This window comes from Amycolatopsis sp. (assembly GCF_035546795.1).
GTDB lineage: Bacteria > Actinomycetota > Actinomycetes > Mycobacteriales > Pseudonocardiaceae > Amycolatopsis_E.
The window spans coordinates 89,833-101,649 of the sequence record NZ_DASZWC010000021.1 but is presented as its reverse complement, the minus strand read 5'-3'; the positions used below and the strand labels follow the sequence as shown (position 1 = coordinate 101,649).

Genomic DNA, 11,817 nt, shown 5'->3' with positions numbered 1-11,817 from the left:
GATCTCCGGCTTCCGGCTGCGCTGGGCCACCTCGGCCCCGATCACGTTCCGCACGGCCGCGGTGTCGATGGTGGTGCGCGGCCACAGCGAGTTCGCCGCGATGCCGTGCGCCCGCAGTTCCGCGGACAGCCCGACGGTCACGAGGCTCATCGAGTACTTGGCGATGCTGTAGGCGAGCGCGCCCGAGGTGAACCACTTCTCCTCGAGGCTGATCGGCGGCGACAGGGTGAGGATGTGCGCGTTGGCTGCCTTGCGCAGGTGCGGGATCGCCAGCTTCGAGAGCAGGAACGAGCCGCGCGCGTTGATGTCCTGCATGAGGTCGTAGCGCTTCATGCTGACCGCTTCGGTCGGGGACAGGTCGATGGCGCTGGCGTTGTTCACCACGATGTCGATGCCGCCGAAGGTTTCCGCCGTTTTCGCGACCGCCGCCGCGACGGCTTCGTCGTCCCGGATGTCTCCGACGATCGGCAGCGCCTGGCCGCCGGCCTCCTCGATCGCCTTCGCCGCCGTGTAGATCGTGCCGGGCAGCTTCGGATGCGGTTCGGTGGTCTTCGCGATCAGCGCGACGTTGGCCCCGTCGCGGGCGGCCCGCAACGCGATCGCCTCCCCGATCCCGCGGCTGCCGCCGGACATGATCAGGGTCTTTCCGGCAAGGTCGGTCATGCATACTCCTGAGTGCTCAGCTGTGCTTCGGGTTCCCGGGGCAGGCCGAGGACCTTTTCCCCGATGGTATTCCGCTGGATCTCGGCGGTGCCGGCACCGATCGTGGACGCGCGGGTCATCAGGTACCCGTGCACCCAGCGCCCGCCGAGCAGCGCCGCGTCCGGCCCCTCGACGCGGGTCGCGAGCCGGTAGAGCTGTTGTTCGAACTCGGCCCGCACCAGCCGGTTCATACTGGAGAGCGGGCCGGGGTCACCGCCGCCGAGCAGCTCGGTCAGCGCCCTCGACGCATTGGCGGCGAGCACCCGCAGGGACGCCTCCGCCTTCGCGAGGTCCTGGCGCACCAGGGCATCTTCGATCGCACCGGTCTCCACGGCGAGCGCCGTGACCTTGCGAAGCTGGCGCCGGAGCGCGTACTCGGTCGAGAGGAACGCGGTGGTCCGTTCGTGCCCGAGGCTGGTCCTGGCGATCTTCCAGCCCTCGCCCTCCTGGCCGACGCGGTTGGCGGCGGGCACGACGACGTCGTCGAAGAACACCTCGGCGAAATGCGTCCCGCCGGTCAGGTCCCGCAGCGGGCGCACCGTGATGCCCGGCGCGGACATCGGGATCAGCAGGTAGGTGATGCCCGCGCCGCCCGGGCCCGGCGGGCCGGTGCGGACCAGGGCGAACATCCAGTCGGCACGATCGGCGCCGGTCGTCCACACCTTCTGCCCGTTGATCCGATAGTTGTCGCCTTCGCGGTCCGCGCGCGTCGTCAGTGAGGTCAGGTCGCTGCCCGCGCCCGGCTCCGAGAAGCCCTGGCACCACAGCTCGTCCGCCCGTAACAGCGGTCGCAGGTAACGTTCGCGCTGCGCGGGCGTGCCGTGCACGATGAGCGTGGGAGCCACGATGAAACTGATCGGAGTCGGATGTGATGGCGCGCCGGCCTCGGTCATCATCCGGTGGTAGGTGACCTGGTCGGCCACGCCGAGCTCGAGCCCGCCGGCCTCGCGCGGCCAGTTCGGAGCGGCGAGCCCCGCGTCGGCCAGCGCGGCGTGCCAGGACTTCGTCCAGGCCAGCTTGGCGGGCCCGGACAGGTGGGGGCGCTCGGCGTGCGCGGCGAGGAACGTCTCCAGCCGAGCACGCCAGCCCTCGGGGGCAGCGGTCATCGCTTACTCCAGCCCTTGGCGACTTTCTCTAGTAAATCTAAACTCTTCGCCCCCGCAGGCGCAACGCGGGGCACCCGGCCGGTTTGATCTTAAAACGATAGTTTATCTATACCCTTGACCCCGGGTGGAAGGTGTACCAGACTCTCATTCCAACCTTGAAAACCTCATTCTCAGGTATCGTGTGGGGGTGGATTGTGGGCACTGCGGCCTTCGATCAGGCACCGGAGGCGCCGCTCGGCGGCCTGCGCGTGATCGACCTTTCGGCTACCGCCGCGGGCGCGCTGGCGACCCAGTTCCTGGCCGACGGCGGCGCGGAGGTGATCCATGTCGAGCCGCCAGGTGGCAGCCCCTTGCGCCGCACGCCCGGCTGGCCGGCGCTGGCGCGCGGGACCCGCAGCCTGGTGCTCGACCTGCACGCCGGCACCGGCCGCCAGCGCCTGAACGAACTACTCAAGACCGCCGATGTGCTGGTCACGACGTTCCGCCCGGAGACGAGCGCGCGACTCGGGCTGACCGCGGACGCGCTCGCCGAGATCAACCCCCGGCTGGTCAGCGCGGCCATCACCGGCTGGGGCGGCAGCGGGCCCTTGGCACACCTCAAGGGCTACGAGGGCATGGTCATGGCCAAGCTGGGCATCTTCCATGCGAAGAAACGGATCAACCGGCGACCGGGCCCGGCGTTCGTGTCCGTGCCGTACGCCAGCTGGGGCGCGGCGCACACCGCGTTGCAGGGCATCCTCTCGGCCCTGCTCGACCGCGAGTTCACGGGCCTCGGTCAGCACGTCGAGGCCGATCTCGTCCGCGGTATCGCGATGCTCGACACGTGGACGTGGTTCACCGAAATGGTCGGCCTGCGGTGGCCGGACGCCTACCAGACCGTCGACGGGTTCACCGAGGACGGCGAGCCGCAGGCGCACCTGGTCTACCCGCTGCTGACCGCGCCGACCAAGGACGGCGTGTGGCTGCAGTTCGCCCAGACCGAACCGCGGTTGTTCGCGGCGATGCTCGAGGACCTCGGGCTGACTCCCCTGCTCGCGGACCCGAAGTGGAAGGGCCTGCCGATGCTGGAGACCCAGGAGCTGCGCACGGAGCTCTGGGAGATCATGATCGGCAAGGTCGGCGAACGGACGCTCGCGCAGTGGCAGCAGGTCTTCGAGACCAACCCGCACATCAACGCGGAGATCTTCCGTGACGGCCCCGAAGTGCTCGGCCACCCGCAGCTCGACCACGACGGCCGGGTGACCGTCGCCGAAGACCCGGCCCTCGGCACCGTCCGCCAGCCCTCCACACTGGTCCACACGGACGAACAACCGCTCACACCCGCCCGCCCGGCACCCGCGCTGGACGAGTACGACGGGGTGCCCGAGGCCACCCCGGCACCGGCGGCCGTGACGTCGCCGGCACCGGCCCTGCCACTGGACGGCGTGACGATCCTCGACATCGGGGTCATGTTCGCCGGCCCGTTCGGGGCCACGATGCTCGCGGATCTCGGCGCCCGCGTCATCAAGGTGGAGAGCCTGGACGGCGACACGATCCGCCGCGCGTTCCCGTTCCCCGAAGCCGGCGGCGCGAAGGTTATGCAGGGCAAGGAAAGCATCCAGCTCGACCTGACCACCGACGAGGGCAAGGCGATCGTGCACGAGCTCGCCAAGCGGGCTGACATCGTGCTCTGCGCGTTCCGTGCGGGCGCCGCGAAGCGCGCCGGAATCGACCCGGAAACCCTCAAGGCGCTCAACCCGCGGCTGATCTACCTCAACGCCCCCGGCTACGGCACCGGCGGCCCGTTCGGCGCGCGGCCGGCCTACGCGCCGTCCATCGGTGCCGCGTCGGGCCTCGCCCTCACCGACGCGCCCGACGCCGCCGGGGCGACGACCTCGCTGGCGGAGATCAAACCCGCGGCCATCCGGCTGTTCCAGGCTTCGGCCGTGCCCTCGCTGCAGGCCGACGGCGTCGCCGCGCTCGCAGTGGCGTCGGCGATGCTGCTGGGCCTGCTCGCCAGGGCACGCGGCCGCGCGCTGGGCACGCTCACCACGACGATGCTGGCCAGCGCGACGCACGCGCTCATCGACCGCACCATCGACTACCCCGGCAAGCCCGCCGCGCCGACCGTCGACGACGGCGGCCACGGTTACCACGCGCTGTACCGGCTGTACGAAGCCGCGGAAGGCTGGGTGTTCCTGGCGGCTCCCGCGGAGAAGGAGTGGCCCGAGCTGGTCGCGGCTCTGTCGGACGAGATTTCCCTCGACGGTGATCCCCGGTTCGCCACGGCCGGGGCCAGGGCGGCCGACGACGGAGCGCTGGCGCAGGTGCTCGGCGACGTGTTCACCAAACTTCCCGCGACGGACTGGGAAGAGCGGCTCACCGCGGCCGGGGTCGGCTGTGTGGCCGTGGGCGAACAGCCGTCCGAAGTCCTGCTGCAGACCGACGAACGGCTCGTCGCGGAGTACACCGTGGCGGCGAAGAGCCCGATCTTCGAGGAGCATCACCGTCTTGCCCCCGCGGTCCGGTTCTCCCGGTCGCGCACCCGGGCGATGGGTGGCTGTCTCGCCGGGGACCACACCGACGCGCTGTTGAGTGAACTCGGCTACCCGAAGGAGGCGATCGAGGACTTGCGTGAGCGCCGTGTGATCGGCTGAGGATGCCCGCGGTTTGACAGACCGCGGCATTCGTACGACCATGTGAAAATGACGTTTTCACCGTCGTGCCAAGGAAGACCCGGCGGGTGAAGAACAGCGAAGGAGACAGACCGATGGTGGAGAAGATCTGGGCGAACTCGGGCGACTCGCATTTCCTGGAGCCGGACACCCTGTGGCGGGACAGCCTGCCGCCGCGCCTGGCCGAGCTGGTGCCGCGGGCCGAGAAGGACCCCGACGGCGAGTGGGAGACCGTGCACATCGACGGAATGTCCTTCCGCCGCAAGCTGCCCACCTCGGCACAGCAGGAGTTCGTGGACGCGTCCAACCGGGCGCCCGGCGCCGGCAACGTCGATCTGCGGATGAAGGACCTGGACCAGGAGGGCATCTGGTCGGAGCTGGTGTTCCCGTCGCTGGGCATGTGGAGCTCGTCGTTCCGCACGCCCGAGGTGCTCCGCGAGGCACTGCGGGTCAGCAACGACTGGGCGTACGAGACCATCGACAAGGCCCAGCCCCGGCTGATCTCCACCGCGCAGGTGTCCACATTGGACATCGATGACGCGGTGCACGAGCTGGAGCGGGTGGCCGAGATGGGCTTCAAGGCGGTGTTCCTGCCGGTCAGCCCGCACCCGCTGCAGGTCGACTACAACCGCAAGGAATGGGAGCCGTTCTGGACGGTCGCCGAGCAGGCGGGCATCGTGCTGGCCTTCCACATCGGCACCGACCCGATCGACCTGTCCGCCGGCGCGTCCGCCGGTGTCGTCTTCCGTGGCCCCGGTGGCGCGGTGCTGAACTACACCGAGACCACCTTCGGCGGGCAGCGCGCCGTGACGAAGATGGTCGCCTCCGGCGCGCTGGACCGGCACCCGGACCTGAAGGTGCTGGTCTCCGAAGGCGGCGCCACCTGGGTCCCGTTCATCGCCGACCGGATCGAGGAAGGCTACCGGCAGCACCACATGGCGGTGCGGCCCAAGCTCAAGCGCTCGCCGCGCGAGATCATCTACTCGCAGGTGTACGCCTCCTTCCAGCACGACAAGTCGGCGGTCGCCGCGGCGACGTACATGGGCTACAACAACGTGATGTGGGGCAGCGACTACCCGCACATGGAAGGCACCTACGGGCACACCCAGAAAACGCTGCACGAACTGTTCGACGACGTGGACCCGAAGGTGAAGCACCGCATCACGGTCGGCGCCTACCGGGAGCTGTTCCCGCACGTGCCCGCACTGCCCACCGCCTGAGGTCAGGAAAAGACCATGAGTGACAACGTCATGTACGACTCGCCGACGGAGTTCCTCCACGACGTGGCGAGCGCCAACGGCGAGTGTGTGGCCCAGTCCGTGATCCCCAACGAGGAAGGCAGCTACACGGTCGCCTGCTGTTGCGAGAAATGGGAGACCACGGCGCCCACCCGTGAGGAGGGCCTGAACCTGGCCCGCCGCCACACGGGATCCATCGCCTGAACGGTTCCCCGGGACAAGCCCCCGGCCCAGTCGCCGCGGGGCTTTTCCCAGGTGGACTCCGCCGGACCGGTTTCAAAGGAGAGACCATGGCCCCCCGGGCACTCACCTTCGATGTCACCGACGCGGCCGCCACCGGCGAGTCGCTGACCCAGACCGCCTGGCTGTTCCTGCCACCGCGGCCGGCCGGCGCGCCGGCCGTGCTGGTGTGCCTCGCGGGCGGCACTTACGACAAGCGGTACTGGCATCCGGAAGTGCCGGGCCGTTCCGGATACAGCTTCGCCGAGCATCTCGCGGCGCGCGGCTACGTCGTGGTCGCCGTCGATCATCTCGGGGTGGGCGGCAGCAGCGATCCCGCGGGCGCGAACGGACTCGAGCTGCTCGCCCGCGGCGATGCCGCCGTCGCGCACCAGATCGCCGAGCGGCTGCGGGCCGGCACGCTGGCCGCCGGACTGGCGCCGGCGGACCTGCCGCTCGTCGGTGTCGGCCATTCGATGGGCTCGTGCCTGACGACGATGGTGCAGTCGACGGCCCGGCCCTACGAAGCGGTCGTACTGCTCGGCTACGGCGTGCAGATCTCCAATGTGTACGAAGAGGACAACAGCGCCGAGGCGCTGGAAACCCGCATCGCCGAAAGCGAGCGGATCTTCCGCGAGACCAACGGGATCGGCCCCGAGGCCACCTCGTGTGTCGTACCACGCGGTCTCCTGCGGCAGCTCTTCCACGCACCTGACGTGCCCGGCGAGGTGATCGCGGCCGACGACGCCGCCGAATCCCGTGTCCCGGTCCGCGCCGCGTCCGAGGTGACCACGCCCGGTTTCGTGGCGGAGTTCGCGACGTCGATCGACGTCCCGGTGTTCCTGGGGCTGGGTGCGGCGCTCGACGTCTCCCCCGACCCGCACGGCGAACCCGCCAACTACCGCGCCTCCCGCGACGTCACCCTCCACCTGGTCGAGGGTTCGGCGCACTGCCACAACTTCGCGGGCAACCGGGCCGTCCTCTGGGACCGCATCGCCGCGTGGGTCCCGGGCGCGCTGGTGAGCAGCGTGAAGGCGACGGCCGGCGTCACTGCCCGCTGACGCGGCGCAGCCGGGCGTGCCGGATCGCGCGGGGCTCGTACGCGAGGTCCGCGCGATCCACGGTCTCCCCTGGCGCGACCACCGCGTCGAGCTGGTCGAGCACCTCGTCACTGAGCCGCACCTCGCCCGCGGGCAGTTGCGATTCCAGCTGTTCGAGGGTGCGCGGCCCGACGATGGTCGACGTGACCGCCGGATGCGCCAGGGTGAAGGCGACGGACAGGGTGATCGAATCCAGTCCGGCGTCCGCCGCGATCCGCTCGATTTCGGCCAGGAGCTCGGACTTTCGCCGCGCCGAGGACGCGTCGACCCGCCAGGAGCCACGGGCCAGCCGGTCGAACCGCGAGCCGTCCGGCGCCTGTTGTCCCGCCCGGTACTTCCCGGTGAGCCAGCCGCCGTTGAGCGGGCTCCACACGATCGCGCCCATCCCGTAGCGCCGGCAAACCGGGAAGACGTCCCGCTCGGGGCCGCGCACGAACAGCGAGTACGGCGGCTGCTCGCAACGGAACGGCACGTGCCCGCGGCGCTCCGCCGCCCACTGCGCTTCGACCAGTTCCTCGGCCGGGAACGTCGACGTGCCGGTCAGGCGGACCTTGCCCTGGCGGACCAGGTCGGACAACGCGCCCAGCGTCTCGTCGAGATCGGTGTCCGGATCCGGCCGGTGCATCTGGTAGAGGTCGATGTAGTCGGTGCCCAAGCGGCGCAGGCTGTCCTCGCAGGCGCGCATGATCCAGCGACGCGAGCCGCCGCGATCGTTCGGCGAAGAACTCATGGGGTTGAAGAACTTCGTCGCCAGCACCACCTCGTCACGGCGCCCCTTGACGGCCCTGCCGACGATTTCCTCGGACTCGCCGCGGGAGTAGACGTCGGCGGTGTCGATGAAATTGATGCCCGCTTCCAGGGCGCGGTCGACGATGCGCACGCCGGCGTCCTGATCGGTGTCGCCCATCCGGCCGAACGACATCGCCCCGAGGCACAGGGCCGAAACCCGTACGCCCGTGCGGCCCAGCACCCGCATCTCCATCGACGCCCACCGCCCTTGTCGTTTTTCCGGTCCGTGTGGCTATTCCCAGCCGATGAACGTGGCGAACTCCTCGACCGGCGCGCGGCCGGTCCGCGCGGCATTGGCCGGTTCCGCCGGATCTTCGTAGCCGATCGCCATGCCGCAGAACAACATCAGCTCCGGCGGCGGCCCGATGACCTCGGCGACCGTGCGATGGTAGACCGACCACGCCTCCTGCGGGCAGCTGGCGAGTCCTTCGCGGCGCAGCAGCAACATCACGGTCTGCAGGAACATCCCGAGGTCGGCCCACTGTGCCGCGCCCATCTGCCGGTCCACGTAACAGAAAAGCCCGGCCGGGGCACCGAAGAGCTCGTAGTTCCGGGTGAACCACCGCTTGCGCGCCGCCCTGTCGTGGCGCGAGATACCGAGCGCGCCGTAGAGCCGCCTGCCTGTTTCCGACCGCCGCTCGCGATAGGGCGACGTCAGGTCCGGCGGGTAGATCGCGTACTCCGGATCCTCCACCGGCGCGCCTGTCCTGGCCAGCTCGGCAGCCTGCTTCTTCAACCGCGCCAACGGTTCCCCCGCCAGCAGGTAGACCCGCCACGGCTGGAGATTACCGCCGGAAGGAGCCCGGGCCGCGATGCGCAGGACTTCGCGCAGCACCTGGAGATCCACCGCGCGATCGAGGAACCCCCGAACCGAGCGCCGGCTTTCCACTGCCTCGCGGATGTCCATGGGCGATGAGTATAGCAATGTTATCGAATCTAGATTCTTCCCTGGCCGGAGCCGCCCGTCAGGACAGCAGGGCTTCGGTTTCGGCGAGGAGACCGGGCAGGGCCGGCACCATGCGCGCGACACCGTCGGGCAAGGTGCCGTTCTTGCGGCCGCGCTTGATCAGCAGTGCCGTGGCGCCGGCCTCCTTGTAGCGGGTGAGCGCCTCGAACCAGCGCAGATCCGGCAGGTCCGCGCCATAGGCGGCGAGCAGTTCGGCCGCCGTCGGCATACCGGTCTCGCTCGCCAGGGGGGCCGCGGGATGCCTTGCCTCGTCGGTGAAGAACGTGAACCACGCCAGGTCGATCCGCGGATCGCCGACCGACCAGATCTCCCAGTCGATCACCGCCTCCACCCGCCCGTGCCGGCACAGCGTGTTGCCCAGCCGGTAGTCGCCGTGGTTGACCACCGGCGGCAGTGCTTCCGGCATCGTGTCGTGCAGGATCTCCGCGTAGCGCTGGTAACCGTGCTGCAGGTCCGCGGGCACGGTGCCGAACGCCCGGGTCCACCGGTCGATCTCGGCACCCAGTGTCACGACCGGCTCGTCCCCGAGCCCGACCGCGGCCGGGTCGAGCGCGTGGATCGCGGCGAGCACCTCGGCGGCGTCGAGCGCGGCCGCACGGACTTCCGGAAACCGCTCCGGGGCACGGTCCTCGGTGAGCACCGGTTCCCGGCACTCCCCCGGCACCAGTCCCATCGCCACGAACGGCGAGTCCGCCGGTGGTTCCCCCGGGTCGGAGAACAACACCGGCGGCACCCGGACGCCCGGCCTGCCGTGCAGCGCGGCCATCAACCGCCCTTGCCGCAGCACATCCCGGTTGCGCACCGGCGCCAGTCCGGGCGGGGCGACCTTGAGCACCGCCCGTTCCTCCGGCGCACCGGCGAGGTCGGCGACGAACGTCAGGCTCGACGCCCCTCCGGTCAGCGGCGACACGGCCGTCACTTTCGAGCCCGGCGCCCACTTCTGGGCGGCCGCCGTGGCCCGTTCCCGCAACGATCCGGTCAGGTCCGCCATCAGAACAACCCTCCGTCCACACGCAACAGCGCCCCGGTGGTGAAGCTCGACGCCGGGCTCGCCAGGTACAGCGCGCTCGTCACCACCTCTTCGGGATCTCCGGGCCGCCCCAGGGCACTGCGCGTCCTCCGGCGGGCTTCTTCCGGCCACGACTGGGAAATGTCGGTCAGGAACGGACCGGCCGACAGCGTGTTGACCCGCACCTTGGGCCCGTACTCCAGCGCGAGTACCTGGGTGAGCGCGTTGAGCGCGGCCTTCGCCCCGGCGTACGGCCCGAACCGGGGTTGCGGCATCAGCGCGCCCGTCGAGGACACGTTGATGATCGACCCGCCGTCACCGGCCGCCATCCGCGCGCCGACGAGCGCCCCGAGCCGGAACGGCCCTTTGAAGTTGACCCCGACGACCTTGTCGAACAGCTCTTCCGAAGTGTCCACCGAGGACGGTGCCAGCGGCGACATCCCGGCGTTGTTGACCAGGATGTCCACCTTGCCGAACGCGCCGTACGCGGCATCGGCGAGCGCGTCGATCTCGTCCCAGTGGCCGACGTGACAGGCCACGGGAAGCGCTTTCCGGCCCAGCGCCCCGACCTCGTCGGCCACTGCCCGGCAGCCGTCGAGTTTGCGGCTGGTGATCACCACGTCGGCTCCGGCGCGGGCGAAGGCCAGCACCATCTCCCGGCCGAGCCCCCGGCTCCCGCCGGTGACGAGCGCGACCTTCCCGGACAGGTCGAACAGCGGGGCGGTCACGCGAATTCCTTCAGGATGGCGGCGTAGCGTTCCTTCGCCGCGGCCAGTTTCGGCGGGACGTGCTCGCTCGGGAACAACCCCTCCGCGGGCTGGTACTGCTTGAGCAGCTGCTTGGCGATCGTCGTGCGGTGCACCTCGGTCGGCCCGTCCGCCAGCGCGAGCGAGGGCACGCTCATCCACATCTCGGCCAGCGGCGTCTCGTGCGTGGTACCCAGCGAACCGTGCAGGTGCAACGCGCGCTGCACGATGTCGTGGTAGACCTTGGCCATCGCGACCTTGCACATGGCGATCTGCGTGCGGGCCGCGCCGTGCGGCTGGGTGTCGATCACCCAGGCCGTGTGCAGCACCATCAGCCGGTACTGCTGCAGCTCGATCCACGAGTCGGCGATGAACGCCTGCACCGCCTGCTTGTCGGCCAGCCGTTCCCGCTGGGTCCGCCGGGACAACGCCCGCTCGCACATCATGTCGAACGCGCGGCGGCATTTGCCGACCGTCCGCATCGCGTGGTGCACCCGGCCGCCGCCGAGCCGGGCCTGCGCCACGGCGAAACCCTGACCGGGCCCGCCGAGGATCGCGTCGGCGGGCACCCGCACCTCGCGGTAGCGGATGTAGCCGTGGATGCCCTCGTCGAGCTCGTCCCGTTCGGCCATCGTGGCGACGTTCCGCTGGATCTCGATGCCCGGGGTGCCGGCAGGCACGACGAACATCGACATCCGCTGGTGCGGCGCGGCATCGGGGTCGGTGACGGCCATGACGATGAGGAACTCGGCGTAGCGGGCGTTGGAGGTGAACCATTTCTCGCCGTCGATCACCCACTGGTCGCCGTCGCGCCACGCGCGGCAGACGAACTCCTTCGGATCGGCACCGGCCTGCGGCTCGGTCATCGAGAAGGCCGAGACGATCTCGCCGTCCAGCAACGGCTTGAGGTAGCGCGCCTTCTGCTCTTCGGTGCCGAACATCGCGAGGATCTCCGCGTTACCGGTGTCCGGGGCCGCCGTGCCGAACACGGTCGGTGCCCAGTACGAGCGCCCGAGGATCTCGTTCATCAGCGCCAGTTTGAGCTGCCCGTAACCCGGGCCGCCGAGTTCGGGGCCCAGATGACAGGCCCACAGTCCCTGCGTCTTCACCTGTTCCTGCAACGGTTTCAGGATCGCCCGCGCCGCCGCGTTCCGGGTGTCGTAGGGATCGCCGCCGGCCGGGAAGAGCAGATCCAGCGGCTCGACCTCCTCGCGGACGAACTTCTCCATCCAGTCCAGTTTCGCCTGGAACTCCGGCTCGGTGCTGAACTCCCACATGGCTGCCTCC

General features: G+C 70.1%; 11 protein-coding genes. 4 read left to right on the top strand and 7 right to left on the bottom strand.

Going from position 1 to position 11,817, the window contains the following annotated elements; genetic code table 11:
- Both VHD82_RS14825 and VHD82_RS14820 read right to left on the bottom strand, forming a co-directional pair.
- Nucleotides 1–663, bottom strand: a 663-nt coding sequence (locus VHD82_RS14825; protein WP_325702893.1) for an SDR family oxidoreductase, incomplete at its 3' end; no start/stop codon positions are given.
- The gene (locus VHD82_RS14820) at nt 660–1,808 is read right to left on the bottom strand and encodes an acyl-CoA dehydrogenase family protein (RefSeq protein ID WP_325702890.1); all 1,149 of its coding nucleotides are present in this window, start codon (nt 1,806–1,808) and stop codon (nt 660–662) included. The genes VHD82_RS14825 and VHD82_RS14820, both read right to left, overlap by 4 nt.
- 194 nt (nt 1,809–2,002) lie before the next feature.
- On the opposite strand from VHD82_RS14820, the gene VHD82_RS14815 reads away from it, so the two are divergent.
- The 4 genes from VHD82_RS14815 (at nt 2,003) to VHD82_RS14800 (ending at nt 6,980) form a co-directional block, all read left to right on the top strand.
- Entirely contained in the window at nt 2,003–4,444 is a 2,442-nt protein-coding gene (locus VHD82_RS14815) for a CaiB/BaiF CoA transferase family protein (protein WP_325702887.1), read from the top strand.
- A gap of 113 nt (nt 4,445–4,557) precedes the next feature.
- Nucleotides 4,558–5,682 (top strand): amidohydrolase family protein, encoded by a 1,125-nt coding sequence (locus VHD82_RS14810; RefSeq protein WP_325702884.1) that lies wholly within the window; start codon nt 4,558–4,560, stop codon nt 5,680–5,682.
- 15 nt (nt 5,683–5,697) lie between these two features.
- Nucleotides 5,698–5,904 carry a hypothetical protein gene (locus tag VHD82_RS14805; RefSeq protein WP_325702881.1) on the top strand — a complete coding sequence of 69 codons (207 nt, stop codon included), beginning with the start codon at nt 5,698–5,700 and terminating at the stop codon, nt 5,902–5,904.
- 86 nt (nt 5,905–5,990) lie between these two features.
- Nucleotides 5,991–6,980 (top strand): alpha/beta hydrolase, encoded by a 990-nt coding sequence (locus tag VHD82_RS14800; RefSeq protein ID WP_325702878.1) that lies wholly within the window; start codon nt 5,991–5,993, stop codon nt 6,978–6,980.
- Here VHD82_RS14800 and VHD82_RS14795 read toward each other — a convergent pair.
- The 5 genes from VHD82_RS14795 to VHD82_RS14775 are packed head-to-tail and all read right to left on the bottom strand — an operon-like array spanning nt 6,967 to nt 11,807.
- Nucleotides 6,967–8,001, bottom strand: coding sequence for an aldo/keto reductase (locus VHD82_RS14795; protein ID WP_325702875.1), 1,035 nt, complete (start codon nt 7,999–8,001; stop codon nt 6,967–6,969). The two genes, VHD82_RS14800 and VHD82_RS14795, sit on opposite strands and share 14 nt — an antisense overlap.
- 39 nt (nt 8,002–8,040) lie before the next feature.
- Nucleotides 8,041–8,715 (bottom strand): nitroreductase family protein, encoded by a 675-nt coding sequence (locus VHD82_RS14790; protein ID WP_325702872.1) that lies wholly within the window; start codon nt 8,713–8,715, stop codon nt 8,041–8,043.
- 58 nt (nt 8,716–8,773) lie between these two features.
- Nucleotides 8,774–9,766, bottom strand: a complete 993-nt coding sequence (locus tag VHD82_RS14785; protein ID WP_325702869.1) for a phosphotransferase family protein — start codon at nt 9,764–9,766, stop codon at nt 8,774–8,776.
- Nucleotides 9,766–10,512: an SDR family oxidoreductase gene (locus VHD82_RS14780; protein ID WP_325702866.1), complete on the bottom strand. Its 747-nt coding sequence runs from the start codon at nt 10,510–10,512 to the stop codon at nt 9,766–9,768. Before VHD82_RS14780 ends, VHD82_RS14785 begins: the two co-directional genes overlap by 1 nt.
- On the bottom strand, nt 10,509–11,807 hold the full coding sequence (locus tag VHD82_RS14775; RefSeq protein WP_325702863.1) for an acyl-CoA dehydrogenase family protein: 1,299 nt from the start codon (nt 11,805–11,807) through the stop codon (nt 10,509–10,511). The genes VHD82_RS14780 and VHD82_RS14775 overlap by 4 nt, the downstream gene beginning before the upstream one ends.
- Between the last annotated feature and the right edge of the window lie 10 nt (nt 11,808–11,817).

Excerpts from the sequence above, each read along its gene's own strand:
- VHD82_RS14820 (WP_325702890.1), bottom strand. The coding sequence starts at position 1,808 with ATGACCGCTGCCCCCGAGGGCTGGCGTGCTCGGCTGGAGACGTTCCTC.
- VHD82_RS14810 (WP_325702884.1), top strand. The coding sequence starts at position 4,558 with ATGGTGGAGAAGATCTGGGCGAACTCGGGCGACTCGCATTTCCTGGAG.
- VHD82_RS14805 (WP_325702881.1), top strand. The coding sequence starts at position 5,698 with ATGAGTGACAACGTCATGTACGACTCGCCGACGGAGTTCCTCCACGAC.
- VHD82_RS14800 (WP_325702878.1), top strand. The coding sequence starts at position 5,991 with ATGGCCCCCCGGGCACTCACCTTCGATGTCACCGACGCGGCCGCCACC.
- VHD82_RS14795 (WP_325702875.1), bottom strand. The coding sequence starts at position 8,001 with ATGGAGATGCGGGTGCTGGGCCGCACGGGCGTACGGGTTTCGGCCCTG.
- VHD82_RS14790 (WP_325702872.1), bottom strand. The coding sequence starts at position 8,715 with ATGGACATCCGCGAGGCAGTGGAAAGCCGGCGCTCGGTTCGGGGGTTC.
- VHD82_RS14785 (WP_325702869.1), bottom strand. The coding sequence starts at position 9,766 with ATGGCGGACCTGACCGGATCGTTGCGGGAACGGGCCACGGCGGCCGCC.
- VHD82_RS14775 (WP_325702863.1), bottom strand. The coding sequence starts at position 11,807 with ATGTGGGAGTTCAGCACCGAGCCGGAGTTCCAGGCGAAACTGGACTGG.